Here is a 20,661-nt window from a genome sequence, read left to right as displayed (position 1 = left end):
CTGTGCAGTATGTGGAGAATATAAAATAAGAAGAATGATATGAAGCATTTAACTATATAAGTCGAACGATGATTTACACAACAAGAGCTTATATAGCAGGAAACAGTTTCATGACTGAGAGGAGGATGAACCTATGGCGGATGCACTCGTAATCGTGGAGTCGCCCTCAAAGGCAAAGACCATTGGCAAATATTTAGGCAGCAAGTTCATCGTGAAAGCTTCGATGGGACATGTGCGCGATTTGCCAAAGAGTCAGATCGGCGTTGAGGTTGAGAACGATTTTAATCCGAAATATATTACGATCCGCGGTAAAGGTTCAGTATTGAAAGAACTTAAGGATGCACGCAAGAAAGTGAAAAAAGTGTATCTCGCAGCTGACCCGGATCGTGAGGGTGAAGCCATTGCCTGGCATTTAGCGCATGCGCTTGAACTGGATGATACAGCAGATTGCCGGGTTGTATTCAATGAAATCACGAAACAGGCGGTTAAAGATGCTTTCAAAACGCCGCGTAAAATTAATATGGATCTGGTCAATGCTCAGCAAGCAAGACGTATTTTGGATCGGCTCGTTGGATACAAGATCAGTCCGTTATTATGGAAGAAAGTAAAGAAGGGTTTGTCTGCGGGGAGGGTTCAGTCCGTAGCAGTCAAAATTATTCTGGATCGTGAAAATGAAATCGATGAATTCGAACCGGAAGAGTACTGGAGCATTACGGCCAAGCTTAGTGCAGATGGAAACCCGTTTGAAGCGAAATTTCATAAGTTGAACGGTACCAAAACAGAACTTGGCAGCGAAGCGGAAGTGCAGGCGATTCTAAAACAGATCGAAGGCGCGGACTTTACGATTAAGGAAGTTAAAGAGAAGGAACGTACTCGCAACCCTTCTGCGCCGTTTACGACAAGTTCACTGCAGCAGGAAGCGGCACGTAAACTTAATTTCCGGGCTTCCAAAACGATGTCGGTTGCACAGCAGCTGTATGAAGGTGTGGACCTTGGAAAAGAAGGTACAGTCGGTCTGATCACCTATATGCGTACAGACTCGACACGTATCGCAGCTTCCGCTCAAGAAGAAGCCAAAGAATACATCATCGGCAAATATGGCGAAACGTATGCACCGGAGAGTCCGCGGAATTATTCCAAGAAGGCTTCCAACGCTCAGGATGCACATGAAGCGATCAGACCAACCTCGATCCTGCGTGAACCGGATTCGATTAAATCATTCATGAGCCGAGATCAATTCCGTTTATACAAACTGATTTGGGAACGTTTTGTAGCAAGCCAGATGTCTTCAGCTATTCTGGATACACTTTCGGTGGACATAGCTGCTGGAGATACGATTTTCCGTGCGGCAGGTTCGAAAGTACGTTTCCATGGATTTATGAAAGTTTATGTTGAAGGCAATGACGATGGTACGACTGAAGAAGATCGTTTACTGCCTCCGCTGAAGAGCGGAGATGTGCTTGAGAAACAGGAGATTGAGCCGAAACAGCACTTTACGCAGCCGCCGCCGCGTTATACGGAAGCACGTCTTGTCAAAACGTTGGAAGAACTGGGCATAGGTAGACCGAGTACATATGCGCCAACACTGGAGACGATCCAGAAGCGCGGATATGTGGCGATTGAAGAAAAGAAATTTATGCCTACAGAACTCGGAGAACTGGTCATCGAACAGATGGAAGAGTTTTTCCCGGAAATTCTGAATGTTGAATTTACTGCTAACATGGAAGGTGACCTCGACCATGTGGAGGAAGGCTCGGAAGACTGGGTTAAAGTTCTGGCTGAATTCTATGAATCTTTCGAGAAGCGGCTGGAGTTTGCCGAAGAAGAAATGAAAGAGATCGAGATTGAAGATGAGGTTTCGGACGAGATTTGCGAGAAATGCGGCAAACCGCTCGTATACAAACTCGGCCGTTTTGGAAAGTTCCTCGCATGTTCAGGATTCCCTGATTGCCGTAATACAAAACCGATCATCAAAGATATCGGCGTCACTTGTCCAAAGTGTAAGGAAGGGCATGTCGTGGAGCGCCGCAGTAAAAAAGGACGTATATTCTATGGCTGTGACAAATATCCGGAATGTGATTTTGTATCCTGGGATAAACCTTCAGCGAAGCCCTGCCCTAGCTGCGGATCTTTAATGATTGAGAAGCGAAATAAAAAAGGAACAAGACTGCAGTGTACTTCATGTGATCATCAGGAGCCGGTGGAAGAGCCGGAAGATGAATCAACGGATTAGCATACGATGGGGGTAAATGATTTTGACAAGTGAACAACAAGTAACGGTTATTGGTGCAGGACTGGCTGGGTCTGAAGCGGCGTGGCAGATCGCCAGCCGCGGTGTACGGGTGAAATTAGTTGAAATGAGACCGGTTGTTAAAACGCCGGCTCATCATACGGATAAATTTGCGGAACTCGTCTGCAGCAACTCACTTCGTGCCAATGGACTGGCCAATGCTGTAGGTGTTTTGAAAGAAGAAATGAGAATGCTGAATTCGCTCGTTCTCGGTGCGGCTGATCGGCATGCTGTTCCTGCGGGCGGAGCTTTGGCTGTTGACCGGGACGGATTCTCTGGCGAGATCACATCGACACTGCATCAGCATCCACTGATTGAAGTGGTGAACGAGGAACTTACTTCATTGCCAGAGGATGGCATCGTAGTTGTAGCAACCGGTCCGCTCACTTCACCAGCATTGTCCGAGCAGATCAAGGCGTTGATGGGTGAGGAATATTTCTATTTTTATGATGCAGCCGCACCGATTATTGAAAAAGATTCCATTGATATGAATAAAGTATATCTTGCATCTCGTTATGATAAAGGGGAAGCAGCCTATCTGAACTGCCCGATGACCGAAGAAGAGTTTGATGTTTTCTATGAAGCTCTGATTACAGCCGAGGTTGCTCAGCTCAAAGAATTTGAGAAAGAAATCTATTTCGAAGGCTGCATGCCGATTGAAGTGATGATGAAACGTGGTAAACAAACGGCATTGTTCGGTCCAATGAAGCCGGTAGGTTTGGTTAATCCACATACAGGAGAACTCCCGCACGCGGTAGTGCAGCTTAGACAGGACAATGCAGCGGGAACGCTGTATAACCTGGTTGGGTTCCAAACCCATCTGAAATGGGGAGAGCAGAAACGTGTCTTCTCTCTAATCCCTGGACTTGAGAATGCCGAGTTTGTGCGTTACGGTGTTATGCACCGGAATACATTTATTAACTCGCCAAAGCTGCTTCGTCCGACTTACCAGTTTAAAGAGCGTCCAAACCTGTTCTTTGCCGGTCAGATGACAGGGGTGGAAGGGTACGTTGAGTCTGCAGCATCTGGTCTGATTGCTGGCATGAATGCGGCCAAAGCAGCACTGGGACAGGAACTGGTTGTACTGCCGGTAGAAACGACATTAGGCAGCATGGCTCAATATATTACCACTGCGGACTTTAAACACTTCCAACCGATGAATGCAAACTTTGGTCTGCTTCCGAAGCTGGAAACGAAAATTCGCAATAAAAAAGAAAAAAATGAAGCACTTGCGAACCGTGCCTTGGACGGCATCGCCAAATTTGCTGCTTCAGAAGGTCTAACCGTTCCGGAACGCGTATAAATTATTCGTGGGGGGAGGCTGATTTTATGGATATGTCATTTCATGCTACAACGATCTGTGCTGTTCGTCATAATGGCAAGGCAGCTATTGCTGGTGATGGTCAGGTAACGATGGGACAGAGCGTTGTAATGAAGAATACAGCCAAAAAAGTAAGACGTTTGTATCGTGGACAGGTTGTTGCCGGATTTGCAGGTTCTGTAGCTGATGCGATCACACTGTTTGAAAAATTCGAAGGTAAGCTGGAAGAGCATCATGGCAATTTGCAGCGGGCTGCGGTAGAGCTGGCCAAAGACTGGCGGCAGGACCGCATTTTGCGCAAACTCGAGGCTCTTCTCATTGTAATGGATAAAACGGGCATGCTTCTTATTTCAGGCGGCGGGGAAATTATTGAGCCCGATGATGATATTATTGCCATCGGTTCAGGTGGTAATTTTGCCTTGTCTGCTGCGCGGGCACTGAAACGCCACGCTGTACAAATGGAAGCTAAAGACATCGCGCGCGAATCTCTTCAAGTTGCCTCGGAGCTGTGTGTATATACAAATAGTAATATTATCGTGGAAGAGTTGTAATCACAAGGAAATCTCCCGTAAAGGGGCATGATGCTGCATCTGCTCCGGTTTACGTTATGGAGATTCTTTGTTCTTGTGTGAACAGACACCAACATACGTGCAGGAGGGAAGCATATGAATACTCAAGCCTTAACACCAAGACAGATTGTTGCGGAACTGGATAAGTATATCGTAGGTCAGAAACAAGCGAAAAAATCAGTAGCAGTTGCTCTTCGGAATCGTTATCGACGCAGTCTTTTGCCAGAACATACACAGGATGATATTGTACCTAAAAACATATTGATGATTGGACCTACGGGTGTCGGTAAAACGGAAATCGCCCGTCGTCTTGCCAAACTGGTAGGGGCTCCATTTGTCAAAGTGGAAGCAACGAAGTTTACCGAAGTCGGATATGTCGGACGTGATGTCGAATCCATGGTTCGTGATTTGATTGAAACATCCCTGCGTATGGTCAAACTGGAGCGCACAGAAAAAGTGAAGGATAAGGCGGAAGAAGCGGCGAATGAACGGATTGTACATATTCTGGCTCCTTCTCAGTCCAAATCCAAAAACCAGCGTAATCCGTTTGAAATGATCTTTGGCAACAACGGCAGTGGAAATGCCGCCCAGGAACAGGAGGAGCCTGAACCGGACACAGGTGTGATGGAGCGTCGCCGCAAAATCCGATTTGATCTGCTCTCAGGCAAGCTGGAGGAAGACATCATTGAGATTGATGTAGAGGATCATACGCCTAACATGATGGATATGTTTGCGGGTCAAGGCAATGATCAAATGGGCATGAACATGCAGGAGATGTTTGGCAGTCTGCTGCCGCGCCGCACAAAGAAACGTAAACTGGCAATTAAGGAAGCGCGTAAAGTGCTTACCCAGGAAGAAGCGGGTAAATTGATTGATATGGATGATGTAACTCAGGAATCCATACGGCGTGCAGAGCAAACAGGCATTATTTTTATTGATGAGATTGACAAGGTCGCCAGTCAAGGCCGTGGAAGCGGTCCGGATGTGTCGCGTGAGGGCGTTCAGCGTGACATTCTACCCATTGTGGAAGGTTCCACGGTTATGACTAAGTACGGCCCCGTTAAAACGGATTATATTTTGTTTATGGCGGCAGGGGCGTTCCATGTGGCCAAACCTTCGGATCTGATTCCAGAGCTTCAGGGACGCTTCCCGATTCGTGTTGAGTTAAACAGCCTCAGCCTGGATGAGTTTGTATCGATCTTGACAGAACCGCAGAATGCACTGACGAAGCAGTATGTCGATCTGCTGCGTACCGAGAATATCGAGATCGAATTCTCGGATGAAGCCATTCGGGAGATCGCCAAGTTGGCTGAGTCGGTTAACCAGAATACAGAAAATATTGGGGCCCGCAGGCTGCATACCATTCTGGAGAAGCTTTTGGAAGACTTGTCTTTTGAAGCACCTGAACTTACGCTGGAGCATATGATCATTACACCGGAGTACGTACGTGAGAAGTTAAACGATATTGCAACAGATCGTGATTTAAGCCAGTATATTCTTTAAACTGCAGATTATTGTGTTCAATACGAGCTGCGGTATCATCTACAGTAGTTACTAGCAGCAAAACGAAGGGTATGGACTGAAGAACAGTGAGCATCTATCAAACATGATTCTGTATTAACCTGCAGATCATGCTGTGTTAGATGCTGTGTTTTTCGGTACAGCCCTTTTATTTTTATAGTGGTATAACAGTTTCTTGTGAATAGACCGATAAAGAGGGGAGATGCAAATTAGACCGGAAAATAGGACTTGTGCCGCATAAACATCGTTATAAAGGGTAGCGGATTAGTGGGTATTCCCATTTTATCCATCCATCTATTTCCATTAAAAGAATTTTAATTATTTAAATCTTAATCTTCATTCAATATAGAGATTGGAAAAACTTGCGCATTTGCGCAAAATGCTGTTTGGTGGAATTGGAAGCGGAGATCAATTGTTTTAGACAGCGAAATGAGTATTCATCTGTGTAATTGTTAAGAAAGTGTTGAGAAATAAATTTTAGAATCTGTCTTTTCCTGTACATAAAATGGCGAGATAAACAGAAATGACTTCGAGTAATTACAGCTGATTGATGGCTTGAAACCTTAATGTGACGGTAAAAAATGCTAAAGTTAACAACCGATATTGCTTTTACAACAGTGTGAAATTGAATCAATTAATAATGAAACGCAGACTGTAAAAATGAGTTTTATTTTAAGAATGTGTAAGGGTGCACTGCAGCAATATTAACACATTTTTGATTTGGGACTGAATATTTACGAAAAAAATCAAAATTTGCAGAAAATACACAAAAAGCTCTCTCTTTCAGAAAAGATAGGGCTTTTTTCTTATTGTAATATATCCCAAACTCGAAGAAACTTATGTTATACGACAACATCAGAGTTAATTCTACTTAAGTCCTAGAAAACCGTGTAAAGACGAATGTTTTTGTCGAAAAAACATTATCATTTTCGCGTGAAAAGATTCAATCTTTTTCCATAAATACTAAAGAGAGGAGGGATATTGTGAATCTTTTGAATGATATCAGCTTTAAAAGATTACAAGGTGCACTCGATGCGTCGAACATCAGACAACGAACGATAGCGGACAACATTGCGAATGCCGATACCCCGTATTTTAAGCGCTCGGACGTTTCTTTCGAAGAAATGTTACAGGGACAGATGAACGGTGATCAGCCTGTTCTTAAAGGCAAAGTAACGGATCCAAGGCATTTTGTCATAGGTCCTTCCTCTTCTGTACCGACACCAGTAGTTAATATGGACCAGTCCACTTCCATGAATAACAACCAGAATAATGTGGACATCGATAGAGAGATGAGCCTTCTGGCGGATAATCAATTGCGTTACAGTGCTTATATCCAGCAAGTGAACGAACAGATCAAAATGATGCGAGTTGGCGTAGAAGGGAGATAACAGCGTTGAATATTAGCAGCAGTTTTGGAATCAGTGCTTCGGCTCTAACTGCGCAGCGTTTGAGGATGGACGTGATTTCTTCCAACATTGCCAATGCAGAGACTACACGCGCGAGCATGTCAAACGGGGTTGCAGTTCCGTACAAAAGGAAAATGGTGGTGCTTGAACCGAACAAAACGTCCTTTGGTACGATGCTGCAGAACCAGATGCGGGGCGGTGGCTCAGGTGATGGTGTCAGAGTAACCGAAATTCGAGAGGATCAGTCACCACTCAAACCGGTCTATGATCCAACACACCCTGATGCGAACGCAGAAGGTTATGTGTTTATGCCTAATGTGGATATTGCAAAAGAGATGGTCGATATGATCTCCGCTTCGCGTTCCTATGAGGCTAACGTAACTGCACTGAATTCAACCAAAGCCATGATTTCTAAAGCATTGGAGATTGGAAGAGCTTAAACTGCAGCATCCTTCGACAAATAAACAAAACAGGAGATAAGGGGAGGGACATTCATGATTCAGAACAATATGTTCAGCACACAAGGAGTGCAGCCGCTGCAGATGAAGAGCACTGCCGAAAATAAACCATCTACACCAGCCGAAAGCATTCAGAGCTTCGGTACATACTTACAAAATGCTTTGGGGTCTGTCGCCGCACAGGAGACCCAAGCACATGAAATGTCAAATCAATTTTTGGTAGGCAAAGCGAATGTAGATCAGGTGATGATCGCTTCGGAACAAGCTCTGCTGGGTCTGCAGCTTACCACTCAAGTGCGAAACAAAGTGGTTGAGGCTTATCAGGAGATTATGCGTACGCAGTTGTAAAGGATCGTTTGCGCAGACAGCAGCGCTGATCATAATGACAAGCAGCTGCGAAGCTGCTCTTGACACAGGCCAATGGAACGCTAACGCTTGTGCAAGGACGGACTAAGCAAAGTTTCGGATGGGGTGACAGAGTGAATGAGAGAATTGCCCAGTACAGGGATAAGGCATCACAGTACTGGAATAGCTTTAGCAAGAAGCAGAAAACATTATTTATTTCTACCTTCCTATTTCTGATTTTGGCCGCAGTGGTTCTCACCATGCAGTTATCCAAAACGGAATATGAGGTTGCGTTCACTGACTTAAATGCAAGTGATTCGGCTGGTGTAATCAATTATCTGAACTCTTCCAATATTCCATACAAACTGAGCGCGGACGGAAAAAGTATTTCTGTGCCCAGTACGGATGTTGCACTGACCAAAGTAAATATCGGTTCACAAGGTATCATTCAAAATGGTTCACTTGGTTATAAAGCATTTGAGAGTTCATCATCTCCGATCGGTATGACAGACAAAGAGTTTGATGTGAAATATAACAATGCTTTAAATGGAGAAGTTGAGAAACTGCTTCAGCGTATGCAGGGCATCCAGGATGCCAAAGTCCTTGTTAACATGCCTAAAGATAATATCTTTGCCGGTCTGGAAGAGCAGGATAAAGCCTCAGCTTCCGTCGCACTGCAGTTCAAACCGGGGTATCATCCGAATCAGGCGGCTGTAGACGGATACTTTAACTTAGTTAAAACAGCTGTTCCAAATCTTCCGATCGAGAATATTACCATCACGAATACGGATGAAGCTGAACTCATTCCGACGGCTCGCGGTGGCAGTGGCGGCTTGTCATCTGAAGTGCAGGAAAACATGGCTCTACAGAAAAAGTTCGAGAGTGATGTAAGAAACAACGTAAAGCAGTTCCTTTCCAACATCGTAGGCGAGGATAAAGTTAACGTACTTGTTGCTTCCAAACTAAACTTTGATAAAGTGACCAGTAAAGAAAATCTCGTTACACCTGTTGATCAAGAGAACATGAAGGGAATCGAAATCAGTGTGCAGCAGATTCAGAAGAGTTACACCGGCGGGGGAAGCCCAACAGGTGGTGTTGCAGGAACCGGCCAACAGGACGTTCCAGGTTATCCGTCTTCGGATTCCAACAGCAATGCAAACTCAGAAGAATCATCAAGCACAATTAACTATGAAGTGAATCGGATTGCCAAAGATATCATTTCAAGCCCATATACTGTAAAAGACTTAACCATCAATGTGGCTGTTGAACCACCTGCAGGACAAACGGAACTGCAGCAGCCGGTTAAAGATGCGATTGAAAATATTCTGGTTAACATCGTTCGAGCTTCATTGGCAGATTCAGGCACTACAATAACTGACGCAGACCTGACAAAGAAAGTTTCAGTTATGTCACAAGGTTTTGCGACAGCTGCAGATACGAACACAGGCTTCCAGCTAACACCTGCAATGATGTGGGGTGGCGGTGCTTTGATAGCAGTACTGATCGCTGCGGTCGTTATTTTGTTAGTACGTCGTCGTCGTAAACAAAATGAATTTGAAGAAGAGGAAGATATTCCGCTTCCAGTAGCAACAGAGTTCCCGTCCATAACACTGGACAGTGTGACGAACGAAAGTCAGGTGCGCAAACAATTGGAGAGTTTGGCTAAGAAAAAGCCGGACGAATTCGTCAATCTGCTGCGTACGTGGCTGGCTGACGAATAGAGGTGAACACATTGGCAAAAGCAGGCAGTGCAGGATTGACTGGCAGACAAAAAGCAGCAATATTGTTGATTACACTAGGTCCGGAAGTGTCTGCTCAAATCTTCAAACATCTGCGTGACGAGGAAATTGAGCAGCTCACGTTGGAAATTGCCAACGTGCGCAAGGTTGATGCATCCGAAAAAGACATGATTATGTCCGAGTTTCATCAGATTTGTTTGGCACAGGAGTACATCTCTCAAGGGGGGATTACCTACGCCAAAGAAATTTTGGAGAAAGCACTCGGTTCCACCAAAGCGCTTGAAGTTATCAATCGTTTGACAGCTACGCTCCAGGTCAGACCTTTCGATTTTGCCCGTAAAGCAGATCCGAATCAGATTTTGAACTTTATTCAGAACGAAAGCCCGCAAACGATCGCGCTCGTACTATCTTATCTGCAATTCGAGCAGGCCGCGGCAATTTTGTCTTCTCTCCCGCAGGAGAAGCAGGCAGATGTGGCTCGCAGAGTTGCGGTAATGGACAGCACTTCACCAGAAGTCATTTCACAGGTAGAGCGAGTGCTGGAGCAGAAGTTGTCATCTACCGTGACCCAGGATTATACGAATGCAGGCGGCATCGAATCCATCGTTCAGATATTGAATGGTGTCGACCGAGGGACGGAGCGTACGATTCTGGATTCCCTCGAGATTCAGGACCCGGAACTTGCAGAAGAAATCAAAAAACGGATGTTTGTTTTCGAAGATATTGTCAATGTGGACGATCGTTCCATTCAACGTATTATCCGGGATATCGACAATGCCGACCTGCAGCTGGCACTCAAAGTGGCGAGCGAAGAAGTGCGTGAAGCTGTATTCCGTAATATGTCGAAACGGATGTCTGAAACATTCAAAGAAGAGATGGAATTCATGGGCCCTGTGCGGCTTCGTGATGTGGAGGAAGCTCAGACACGTATCGTAGGTACGATCCGCAGACTGGAAGAGTCCGGTGAGATCATTATCGCACGTGGTGGAGGAGATGATATCATTGTCTAATTTGATTAAATCTTTCCAGTATGTCCCGGTTGAAGATCATAAAAAGCTCGAGAATCATCATCATTATGCGGGTGAAGAAGAGACGGGGATGCATGGGGATGGCGAGGCCATCTCCGAAGCAGAAGTACTTCGGGCACGTGTGGATGAAGAGACGGAACGTCTCACTGCTGAAATGCTGGAAGATGCCAAGGAGTTTGCGGAAAAGCAGGTGCGCGAAGCTTCGGAAGAAGCGGAACGAATGCTTCAGGAGGCCCGAGAACAGATTGATCGCTGGTGGCAGGAGCAGCGAGAGCAGGATGAACATCTGACAGAAGCTCTCCGTGCCCAAGGTTTTCAACAAGGGTTCGAAGAAGGACAAGCACAAGCTGAACTGGATCTCCAGGTGAGGATCGAAGAGATGATGAAAGAAGCGCAATTAGTGCTTCAGGAAGCGTATACTGCCAAAGACCAGATTATTCAGGAAGCAGAGCCTTTTCTTGTTGATCTTGCGTGCGGTATTGCAGAGAAAGTTATAGATAAACAGCTTACTGTAGAGCCTGAACATACACTGGAACTGATCCGTCAGAGCTTGTCCAGGAAAAGAGAACAAGGCCAGATCACACTCTGTGTCGCGCCGGAACAGTTTTCATTTGTACAAGCTGCTAGGGAAGAACTGGCGCTTTCCATTGATTCGCAAGCAGATCTGCAAATTTTGCCAGATGCTACGGTTAAAGATAAAGGCTGTGTTATCCGTTCTTCATTTGGAAGTGTGGATGCAAGAATTGATACGCAGCTCGCCGAGATTAAAAAAGAACTGATCCGCATAGCACTTGAGGATGAGGAGCGAAGAAATCAACATGAAGGTTCTTAGTTCACAGCGTTATATGGAACATCTGCGGCAGTTTGACCCTGTGCGTATAAACGGCAAAGTGACGCAGGTCATCGGTTTGATGGTGGAGTCAGAGGGACCTGATGCCAGTATCGGCGATGTATGTTACATCTATCCGGGCAAATCTGCCAAGCCCCTGCAGGCTGAAGTCGTAGGGTTTCGAGATAACAAAGTGCTGCTTATGCCGCTGGGAGAACTTCAATCCATCGGTCCTGGGTGCGACGTAGTGGGAACAGGCAAACCGTTAGGTGTTCAGGTCGGGTCAGAGCTGCTGGGGAAAGTACTCGATGGACTGGGGCAGCCGCTTGACGGTTCACTGCTGCCATCCAGAATGCCGACGTATTCTACTTCTAACACACCTGTAAATCCGATGGACAGACCGCGTGTGCTTGAAACGATGAGCGTTGGTGTAAGAGCGATCGACGGTTTACTCACAGTAGGAAAAGGACAGCGGGTCGGCATATTTGCTGGTTCAGGTGTTGGTAAAAGTACGTTAATGGGCATGATTGCTCGCAATACCGCAGCGGATGTGAATGTGATCGCTCTGGTGGGTGAACGTGGACGCGAGGTTCGTGACTTTATCGAGCGAGATTTAGGCCCGGAAGGATTGGAACGATCTGTAGTCATCGTGGCAACATCAGATCAGCCCGCCTTGATTCGAATCAAGGGAGCGGTTATTGCAACGACGATTGCGGAGTATTTCCGTGACCGGGGCATGAACGTCATGTTAATGATGGATTCCGTTACTCGTTACGCTATGGCTCAGAGGGAAGTGGGTTTGGCTGTAGGTGAACCACCGGCGATGAGAGGTTATACACCTTCTGTTTTTGCAAGCCTGCCGAAACTGCTTGAGCGTGCGGGGACTGGTCCCACAGGGTCCATTACAGCCTTTTACACTGTACTGGTTGATGGAGACGACATGAACGAGCCGATTGCAGACGCAGTCAGGGGGATCTTGGACGGTCACATTGTGCTGAATCGCGCCATAGCTAATAAGGGCCATTTCCCTGCGATCGATGTGCTTGCAAGTATCAGCCGTGTGATGAAGGACATCGCTCCTGAAGAGCAGATTGATGCGGTTAACAATATGAAACGGTTGATGGCGGTGTACAAAGAATCGGAAGATTTGATCAATATCGGTGCTTACCAGCGAGGATCAAACGCAGCCATCGATGAAGCGATGGATCAGATTGACCATATCTGGAATTTTACAAAGCAAAAAGTGGATGAAAAAGTGACGCTAAGTGAAGTGCAGGAGCGTTTGATTCTTGAATTCGCAAGGAGATGAATGGGTAAACGATGAAATTTCGATATCATTTCCAGAAGGTTGTTGACCTGAAAAGCAATGAGAAGACACAGGCAGAATGGATGTTATCTACAGCCATTGGCAAACTTCAGACAGAAGAAGAACATCTGCTGCAGTTGATTAATGATCGAAATAATCTGATGGATATTATCCAATCTGCCACGGAGAACTGTGCTTCCGTATCCAGTTTGCAGGAAATGCAGCGATATGCTTATCACCTTGACGAGTGCATATCGCGTAAGAACAGTGATGTCAAGCATGCTCAGGTCAATGTGCAGCGGAATCAGAGCTTTTTAAATGGCAAAGTCATTGATGAAAAAGTGTGGCTTGGAGCGAGAGATAAGGCCAAAATCAGATTTCAACAGGAGATGCTCCTCCGGGAACAGAATGATCTGGACGAGATGGCTACTGTACGCTTCGCTGCCAAAGCCGGACGAGCGAATTGATGTGAGCCGGGCGCGAAGTTGTCTCGTGAAGGAGGAATGAACGGTGGCTGTAAAAGACACTGATATCGAAAAAGAATCCGGGAGCGGATGGGAAAAGTTTCTCATGATTTCAATCCCGATCGTATTTACCGTAGTGCTGCTTGGTGTACTGCTTACACTGTTTAACGTGGATATTCGGAATAATGCTCTCGAACTTGCCAATAAAATCCCTTTTGTCAAGAACTGGGTGCCTGAACCGGTTCTGGACCCTGAGAAGGAGAAACTGAAAAACTCCGAGAAGCAGGTAGAGAGCGCTGAAGCAACGATTGAAAAGCTGAAATCTCAAGTTACAGCTAAAGAAACAGAGCTCAAAGCAGCCAAAGAAGCTGCAGCTGCAGAGACGCAGAAAACAGCTGATTTGCAGAAGAAATTGGATGAAGCCAAACAAACAGCTGAAACCGCTGCAGCTGCACAACCTGAAAGCGAAAGTGACTATCAGAAGCAGATTAAAAGTTTGGCTAAGATGTATGCGGATATGAGTCCGAGTAAAGCTGCACCGATTTTGCAAAATATGACGAATGAAGAAATGGTGCTCATGTTAAATGCGATGCAGTCGACTGCCCGGACGAAAGTGCTGGAGAAGATGGACCCCAAGACGGCAGCGGATGTAACCATGTTAATGAAGGATGCGAAACCTTCAGGCGATCTTGCCCTGGATGCGCTCCAATCCAGATTAAAGAAGGAAACAGCAGCAGCTTCAACGACTACAGGAACGAACAGCAAGAATTTGGATAAAACCCAGTTGAGTCAGACTTTTGCCTCTATGTCTGCATCCAGCGGTGCTAAATTGCTGCTCGAAACGTATAAAATAAGTCCGGATAAAACACTGACTATACTGAATTCAGTAAATGATGCCACTCGTTCACAACTTCTTGAGAATATGTCGAAGGAAGACTCGGTTGAAACAGCCAAAGTTTTGAATCGGCTGATGGGGAATAAGTAAGGATACGGACGTGAATGCATAGAGGGGAGGTGAAAAAATGTCACTCGTATATCAAATGAACTCTACAGCTTCGGCTAAAACTTCCGGTTCAGCTTCGTCATCTGGATCACAATCAAGCGGTCCCGTTACGGAAACAGGTGGTGAGTTTCTGCAGACACTGGCACAGTCCATGGCTGGAGGAACTGGTGAAGGTGAGACAGCGAATAGTACAGCAGCCAAATCCGCTTCTCCGTTTATGTTTACATTTGCTTCAGAACAAGAAGGAGAGAACACATCTTTAACTGACACGTTAACCTCACTCTTTGCTGATGAAGATGCGTTGGGTTTAAGTGATAAGCTGAAAAAGCTGTTCGGTGATCTTGATGCTCTGGATGAAGCTTTGGAAAATGATCCATCACTGCTTGCAGGTCTCCAAACGTTGATCCAGCAAGTGTATGCTTTGTTGGGTAAAGGGGCTGACAGCAATCAGCAAGCATCTGCAGGCGAAACTGTTTCCAATTCGGATGATACCGTTAACGCTGCTTCTGCCGCTGATTTGTCTCAACATCCTGCTGCAATTCGTTTTGTTCTACAGGATGTGTTGACTCAATTGGCAGCGAAAGTTCAACATCCGAATCGTGCTGTAGTGGAGCTTGCACCTGAATTCAAACAGCTGCTTCAGGACCTTCAAACTCAGCTGCAAAAAGCTGGAGTTGAAACGGAAGACAAGAAAGGCTGGTCTGAACTGAAATCGATACTGGATACGATCTCTGTCATGAAGGACCAGACTGTTCTAGTAGAAGCCAAAGCAGGGCCGAATACAGCTAAAGCGGATGCAGCGCCAGTTTCCAGTGCAGATGTAGAGATTCAACAAGGCGGAATTGTAACTGCAGGAGAACTTTCCTTACGAAGCTCGGGCACAACCGCAGGCAAACCGGCCCAGCCTGTGATGCAGGCCTCGCTTTTTGCTAAGGAAATGACGCAATTTGTGGTGGATAAACTCGATATCGTGCAGCAGAAAGGGTTCTCCGAGGCAACAATCTCACTTCGTCCTGAACATTTGGGGAAATTGGATGTGCAGATTACGTTACAAAACGGGCAGTTGGTCGCCAGGTTCATGACAGAACATGTCATGGCGAAAGACATGCTTGAACAGCAGATGATGCAGCTGCGTTCCTCGCTGCAGTCTCAAGGCATTCAGGTAGAACGTCTGGAAGTAACTCAGAACAGCTCGCTAGGGTCCGAGATGTATCAGGATGGCGGTCGTCAGCAAGGTAATCAATCGCAGCAGCAGAGGCGTTCACGTGAGCGGGGAGAACATACGGATGAAGCCGTAACCGCAGCCGGACTTCAGGAAGAGTTGCGCAGCTGGCGCAGTGAACAAGTAGAAGGCGGCGAAATGCAGCGCGATTCATTCAGTGCAGAGGCTTAAAGAGGAATGAGGTGAATATATGGCAAACGAAATTGTTTCTACTAATAATGTTTGGCCAAACTACTCGGCTGCAAATAAAGCGACAACCAGCGCTGCAACCAAAGAGCTTGGTAAGGATCAGTTTCTCAAAATCTTGATCACCCAGCTGCAGAATCAGGACCCGATGCAGCCAATGGAAGATAAAGAATTTATTGCTCAGATGGCTCAATTCAGTTCAGTGGAGCAGCTGGTAAACATTTCTTCACAGCTTAAAACATTGAATCAGTCACTTGGGGCCGTATCAGGCATGATTGGCATGGAGATCAGTTGGCTCTCTTCTGATAAAGCAGACAGTGGTGCACTTCGTCAAGGTATTGTTGACTCTATTGTTGTGCGCGACGGTGTGCAGTACGCGAAAGTAGGCAAGGACGAAATCAAGCTGGATGAAATTATTCAAGTGAACCGTGCGAAGCAGGATGAAGAAGAGAAAACGCCTGTGCAGGATGTGCAAAACGTACAGGATGGTGCTGCGGGTTCTAATGTAAGCGAGCCATCGGATGTAAAAGACGAGGCAAGTGAGTCTGAAGATCGTGAGCAGACGGTATGAGTGATCGTATAACGGTTGGACAATTGTATACTGGACCCGTTACTCCAAATATGCTTCGCAAACCCCAACAGGGAGAAGTCTCCAGTGCCCCCGCTAAACCTTTTGCGCAGGTGCTTGAAGATAATCTTTTGAAACTCAGCAACCATGCGGCCAAGCGACTGGAACAGCGTGGGATTGAGTTGAAAACAGAGCAGATGAAGCAGATTGGTTCGGCACTCGATAAAGCTGCCGCCAAGGGAGCTAAAGAGTCTCTGATTTTGATGCAGGATATGGCCTTTATCGTTAATGTTAAAAATCGCACTGTTGTTACTGCGATGGATAGCGAAAGTATGAAAGACAATGTCTTCACTCAGATCGATAGTGCTGTCATTATTTCTTAGCCGGCTGGCCCTTCTCGGGAGCCGGAATGCCGCTGACCGACTGATGCGGCAACCAATTTAAGGCTGGGAGGATTTAATAAAATGTTGAAATCGATGTACTCAGGCGTTTCCGGGATGCGGGGTTTTCAAACCAAGCTGGATGTCATTGGTAATAATATTGCGAACGTAAATACGGTTGGATTTAAAGGAAGCCGAGTGATGTTCAAGGATATTATGAGCCAAACGACTTCAGGCGTCACTGCTCCAACGGATACTCCATCGGGTGGTGTTAACGCGCAGCAGATTGGCCTAGGTGTGTCGGTAGGTTCCATTGACACGTTACACTTGGCAGGCAGTCCTATGACTACGAATAGACCTACTGACCTTCGCATTAATGGAGATGGATTTTTTCTGGTTCGTCTGAGTGAGGACCAAGAGGTGCCATACTTGACACGTGCAGGTAACTTTACGCTTGATGCAGATCGCAACTTGGTTACTTCTGATGGTTTGTTTGTAGTGGATAGCGGTGGAGGAAACATCCAGATTGGAGATGATGTCGTTTCATTCACGATTGGTCAGGATGGAACGATCAACCAAACGATGGCTGACGGAACAAATGAGGCTGGCGTACAGATTGGCATCGGTAAGGTTGTGAATCCGTCGGGTCTGGAGAAGGTTGGCGGCAACTTGTATCGCATGACAACGAACGCCAATCCGGATGGTGCGCTTGAGCCTGTGACGGCAAATAATGCAGAAGAAGGTACAGGAGCTATTATCCCCGGTCAGCTGGAAATGTCCAATGTAGACTTGACAAACGAGTTTACCGAAATGATTGTGGCACAGCGTGGTTTCCAAGCGAACTCCCGGATCATTACAACATCAGACGAAGTGCTTCAAGAGGTCGTTAACCTGAAACGTTAATAACTGATTAGTAATTTTGAAATGGTGGGGGAGCTTGCTCCTCCACTCTGATTGAGGGGGCTTAGCATGATTTCAGTTACGCGGTTAAATGGTTCTCCCATGTGGTTAAATGCGCTGATGGTCGAGATCGTGGAAGAGACGCCGGACACGTATATTACTCTGGTAACGGGAAAAAGACTGATCGTTCTTGAAAAGGCCGATGAAGTGATTTCCAAAATCAAAGAATACAACCGTGAAATTGGAGTTCAGGCAGCCACGATCAAAGTGCAGCAAACGGAGGAGTCCTGATGAAAAAGATGATGCCCTGGGTTGCAACGATACTGCTTGCAATCACACTCATTGTGGTCGTAGTTTTTGTATTTTTGCAGGGACAGAACAAGAACGACAATACACATACAGCGGCGGCTGCTGAAGAAAAGAAGATGACTGCGGATGAAATTGTAGAGGTTTCATCAGAGCTGGGAGACATTAAAACGAATCTGGCCGATACAGATCGGATCGTAATGGTAAGTTTCTCCTTCAAGTTATCGGATAAGAAAGCCAAAGAAGATTTTGAGAAAATTAAAGACATTATTGTGAAGCCAATTATTATTCAGACGCTTGTCGACACCAAGCCTGAGGAATTGTCTACGGCAAAAGGCCGGATCCAATTCAACGAGAGATTAACAGGGTTGATCAATGAAACTTTACCTGAAGGAAAATTGAGCAGCACGAGTTTTTCATCTTTTGTAATGACACCATTGTAGTGAACAGAACAAGCTGTAGACCTGTAAGGGGGTGAGAACATGGTGGATGTATTATCACAGAATGAGATTGACGCCCTATTAGCAGCCCTTTCTTCAGGCGAAATGGACGCCGAGGAATTGAAAAAGGAAGAAACTCAGAAAAAAATCAGAGCATATGATTTTAAGCGGGCAGTTCGTTTCTCTAAGGATCATATTCGCAGTCTGACTCGTATTCACGAAAACTTTGCGCGTTTTCTCACCACTTATTTTTCGGCCCAGCTGCGGACGTTCGTTCAGATTAATGTCGTGCAGGTAGAACAGTTGCCTTATGACGAATTTATCCGTTCTATTCCCAAGATGACGATTTTGAACATTTTCGAAGCAGAGCCATTACAGGGACGAATGGTAATGGAGGTTCACCCCAACGTGGGATATGCGATGCTTGACCGTCTGCTTGGAGGTACCGGTAGTGCTCCGACCAAAATTGCAAGCATGACGGAGATTGAAACAACAATTATGGAGCGGATATTCAGCCGTGCATTCGAAAGTTTGCAGGAAGCGTGGAAGACGGTACTGGATATCTCGCCAAGAATGGAAGCACTGGAGACGAATCCGCAGTTTATGCAGATTGTTTCTCCCAATGAGACCATTGCCTTGATCTCGCTCAGCACCAAAATCGGCGATACGACGGGCATGATCAACTTGTGTATACCGCATGTCGTTCTTGAGCCTATAATGTCCCGGTTATCAACGCATCAGTGGTTTGTTTCGGAGAAGAAAACGAGAGCTCCGGAAGAGTACGAAGTGCTGAGAACTCGTGTGAACAAAGCCAAATTACCTGTAGTAGCCGAACTTGGTGAATCCAGAATTTCGATAGCCGAGTTTTTGGGATTATCGGTTGGCGATGTCATTACGCTCAATAAACCGGTGGAAGAGGGGCTTTCCATTAAAGTTGGTGACAGGCTGAAGTATATCGGCAGTCCGGGAACCATTAAGGACCGTGTGGCTGTGCAAATAGATCAAGTTGTCACCGAAGGAGTTGAAGAATTTGACGAGTAAGGATTATTTATCCCAGGAAGAGATCGATGCTTTGCTTCGGCAATCGGAATCGATAGCGAGTTCAGAACCCGCTCAGAAAACGGTAGATGACTTTCTGACCGAACTGGAACAGGATGCCTTGGGGGAGATTGGCAACATTACATTTGGCAGTGCGGCAACGGCGTTGTCCACGCTGCTGGGCCTTAAAGTGGATATTACTACACCTAAAGTATCGATCATAAGCCGGACGCAGTTCGAGGAGGCATTTCCTAAACCGCATGTTGCTGTTCATGTGAATTACGTCGATGGATTCGAGGGCATTAACTCACTGGTTATTAAAAAGAGAGACGCACAGATTATTGCGGACTTGATGCTCGGCGGTGAAGGTAATCCGGCTGATGAAGAGCTGAACGAAATTCATATCAGTGCAGTGCAGGAAGCAATGAACCAAATGATGGGTTCTTCTGCTACATCCATGTCGACGATTTTCAACCGTTTTGTCAATATCTCTCCTCCGGGGATTGATATTCTCAACTTGGAAAGCGGAGAGGGCGTTACTAATCTGCCACCAGATGAAACGCTCATACAAGTTTCGTTCCGTCTATTAGTGGGCGATCTGATTGATTCGAATCTGATGCAGCTGCTTCCAGTACCTTTCGCCAAAAACATGGTGGATATGTTAATAGGAGGAGCTCAGGAGTCAACATCCAGTGCAACTGCAGCTGCAGCGCCTGAGCCTGAGCCGACACCAGTACCAACACCTCCAGCCGCCGCACCAGCGCCGCCACCGGTTATGGAGCAGCAGCAGATGCCTCCACAAGCTCCACAGCAGCCTGCTCAGGACTATAGTGGATACGGACAAGCTCCGATGGGGGCGCCTCCACAGCAGCCATACGGAATGCCTCCACAGCAGCCATATGGCATGCCGCCGCAGCAGCCGTACAGTATGCCGCCGCAGCAGCCGTACAGTATGCCGCCGCAGCCAGCTTACGGTGAGCCGCAGCACTACGGTGGTGTACCTAATAGGAATGTGAATGTACAGCCTGTTCAGTTTGCCAATTTGCAAAATGGGACTTATGGCCAGGTAGACGAGAACAATTTGAATTTATTGATGGACATTCCCCTTAAGGTCACCGTAGAATTAGGAAGGACCCAGAAGCAAATTAAAGATATATTGGAGTTATCACAAGGTTCGATTGTCGAACTGGATAAGTTGGCTGGTGAACCTGTCGATATCCTAGTTAATAACAAGCTGATTGCCAAAGGAGAAGTTGTGGTCATTGATGAGAACTTTGGTGTTCGTGTTATAGATATCGTAAGCCAATGGGACCGAATTCAGAAATTACAATAAGCACAA

The 20,661-nt window shown here is 46.2% G+C and carries 21 protein-coding genes; all 21 read left to right on the top strand.

What is annotated here, in order from left to right:
* Window positions 1-133 precede the first annotated feature (133 nt).
* Window positions 134-2,233 carry a type I DNA topoisomerase gene (topA, locus tag ABXS70_RS15190; protein ID WP_342555453.1) on the top strand — a complete coding sequence of 700 codons (2,100 nt, stop codon included), beginning with the start codon at window positions 134-136 and terminating at the stop codon, window positions 2,231-2,233.
* Window positions 2,234-2,255: 22 nt separating this feature from the next.
* Complete coding sequence (gene trmFO / locus ABXS70_RS15185; RefSeq protein ID WP_342555454.1) at window positions 2,256-3,593, top strand: FADH(2)-oxidizing methylenetetrahydrofolate--tRNA-(uracil(54)-C(5))-methyltransferase TrmFO; 1,338 nt, start codon at window positions 2,256-2,258, stop codon at window positions 3,591-3,593.
* Between the two features lie 26 nt (window positions 3,594-3,619).
* Window positions 3,620-4,162: an ATP-dependent protease subunit HslV gene (gene hslV / locus ABXS70_RS15180; RefSeq protein ID WP_111269998.1), complete on the top strand. Its 543-nt coding sequence runs from the start codon at window positions 3,620-3,622 to the stop codon at window positions 4,160-4,162.
* Between the two features lie 114 nt (window positions 4,163-4,276).
* A complete protein-coding gene (gene hslU / locus ABXS70_RS15175; RefSeq protein ID WP_342555455.1) occupies window positions 4,277-5,683 on the top strand; it encodes an ATP-dependent protease ATPase subunit HslU in 1,407 nt (468 codons plus the stop codon).
* Window positions 5,684-6,684: 1,001 nt separating this feature from the next.
* Window positions 6,685-7,092, top strand: a complete 408-nt coding sequence (gene flgB / locus ABXS70_RS15170) for a flagellar basal body rod protein FlgB (protein ID WP_342555456.1) — start codon at window positions 6,685-6,687, stop codon at window positions 7,090-7,092.
* Window positions 7,093-7,097: 5 nt separating this feature from the next.
* Window positions 7,098-7,550 (top strand): flagellar basal body rod protein FlgC, encoded by a 453-nt coding sequence (gene flgC, locus ABXS70_RS15165; RefSeq protein WP_342555457.1) that lies wholly within the window; start codon window positions 7,098-7,100, stop codon window positions 7,548-7,550.
* A 54-nt stretch (window positions 7,551-7,604) separates the two neighbouring features.
* Entirely contained in the window at window positions 7,605-7,916 is a 312-nt protein-coding gene (gene fliE / locus ABXS70_RS15160; RefSeq protein ID WP_342555458.1) for a flagellar hook-basal body complex protein FliE, read from the top strand.
* A gap of 131 nt (window positions 7,917-8,047) precedes the next feature.
* On the top strand, window positions 8,048-9,634 hold the full coding sequence (gene fliF, locus ABXS70_RS15155) for a flagellar basal-body MS-ring/collar protein FliF (RefSeq protein ID WP_342555459.1): 1,587 nt from the start codon (window positions 8,048-8,050) through the stop codon (window positions 9,632-9,634).
* An 11-nt stretch (window positions 9,635-9,645) separates the two neighbouring features.
* Window positions 9,646-10,662 carry a flagellar motor switch protein FliG gene (fliG, locus tag ABXS70_RS15150; RefSeq protein WP_342555460.1) on the top strand — a complete coding sequence of 339 codons (1,017 nt, stop codon included), beginning with the start codon at window positions 9,646-9,648 and terminating at the stop codon, window positions 10,660-10,662.
* Window positions 10,655-11,512, top strand: a complete 858-nt coding sequence (locus tag ABXS70_RS15145; protein ID WP_342555461.1) for a FliH/SctL family protein — start codon at window positions 10,655-10,657, stop codon at window positions 11,510-11,512. Before fliG ends, ABXS70_RS15145 begins: the two co-directional genes overlap by 8 nt.
* Window positions 11,499-12,818, top strand: a complete 1,320-nt coding sequence (gene fliI, locus ABXS70_RS15140; protein ID WP_342555462.1) for a flagellar protein export ATPase FliI — start codon at window positions 11,499-11,501, stop codon at window positions 12,816-12,818. The genes ABXS70_RS15145 and fliI overlap by 14 nt, the downstream gene beginning before the upstream one ends.
* An 11-nt stretch (window positions 12,819-12,829) precedes the next feature.
* Window positions 12,830-13,282, top strand: a complete 453-nt coding sequence (gene fliJ, locus ABXS70_RS15135) for a flagellar export protein FliJ (protein WP_366288882.1) — start codon at window positions 12,830-12,832, stop codon at window positions 13,280-13,282.
* 43 nt (window positions 13,283-13,325) lie between these two features.
* Window positions 13,326-14,264, top strand: a complete 939-nt coding sequence (locus tag ABXS70_RS15130) for a kinesin (RefSeq protein ID WP_342555464.1) — start codon at window positions 13,326-13,328, stop codon at window positions 14,262-14,264.
* Between the two features lie 37 nt (window positions 14,265-14,301).
* The gene (locus ABXS70_RS15125) at window positions 14,302-15,675 is read left to right on the top strand and encodes a flagellar hook-length control protein FliK (RefSeq protein ID WP_366288880.1); all 1,374 of its coding nucleotides are present in this window, start codon (window positions 14,302-14,304) and stop codon (window positions 15,673-15,675) included.
* Between the two features lie 19 nt (window positions 15,676-15,694).
* The gene (locus tag ABXS70_RS15120; RefSeq protein ID WP_342555466.1) at window positions 15,695-16,261 is read left to right on the top strand and encodes a flagellar hook capping FlgD N-terminal domain-containing protein; all 567 of its coding nucleotides are present in this window, start codon (window positions 15,695-15,697) and stop codon (window positions 16,259-16,261) included.
* Window positions 16,258-16,641, top strand: a complete 384-nt coding sequence (locus tag ABXS70_RS15115) for a TIGR02530 family flagellar biosynthesis protein (RefSeq protein ID WP_342555467.1) — start codon at window positions 16,258-16,260, stop codon at window positions 16,639-16,641. The genes ABXS70_RS15120 and ABXS70_RS15115 overlap by 4 nt, the downstream gene beginning before the upstream one ends.
* 81 nt (window positions 16,642-16,722) lie before the next feature.
* Window positions 16,723-17,541 (top strand): flagellar basal body rod protein FlgG, encoded by an 819-nt coding sequence (gene flgG / locus ABXS70_RS15110; RefSeq protein ID WP_342555468.1) that lies wholly within the window; start codon window positions 16,723-16,725, stop codon window positions 17,539-17,541.
* Between the two features lie 66 nt (window positions 17,542-17,607).
* Window positions 17,608-17,829: a flagellar FlbD family protein gene (locus tag ABXS70_RS15105; protein WP_056700597.1), complete on the top strand. Its 222-nt coding sequence runs from the start codon at window positions 17,608-17,610 to the stop codon at window positions 17,827-17,829.
* Window positions 17,829-18,287, top strand: coding sequence for a flagellar basal body-associated FliL family protein (locus tag ABXS70_RS15100; protein WP_342555469.1), 459 nt, complete (start codon window positions 17,829-17,831; stop codon window positions 18,285-18,287). Before ABXS70_RS15105 ends, ABXS70_RS15100 begins: the two co-directional genes overlap by 1 nt.
* 39 nt (window positions 18,288-18,326) lie before the next feature.
* Entirely contained in the window at window positions 18,327-19,325 is a 999-nt protein-coding gene (gene fliM, locus ABXS70_RS15095; RefSeq protein ID WP_342555470.1) for a flagellar motor switch protein FliM, read from the top strand.
* The gene (gene fliY / locus ABXS70_RS15090) at window positions 19,315-20,655 is read left to right on the top strand and encodes a flagellar motor switch phosphatase FliY (RefSeq protein ID WP_366288874.1); all 1,341 of its coding nucleotides are present in this window, start codon (window positions 19,315-19,317) and stop codon (window positions 20,653-20,655) included. The genes fliM and fliY overlap by 11 nt, the downstream gene beginning before the upstream one ends.
* Window positions 20,656-20,661 lie beyond the last annotated feature (6 nt).

Origin of the sequence: Paenibacillus sp. AN1007, from assembly GCF_040702995.1 — a bacterium.
Lineage (GTDB): Bacteria > Bacillota > Bacilli > Paenibacillales > Paenibacillaceae > Paenibacillus.
Note: the sequence above shows the minus strand (reverse complement) of the source record. Positions and strands in the feature narration are given on the sequence as shown.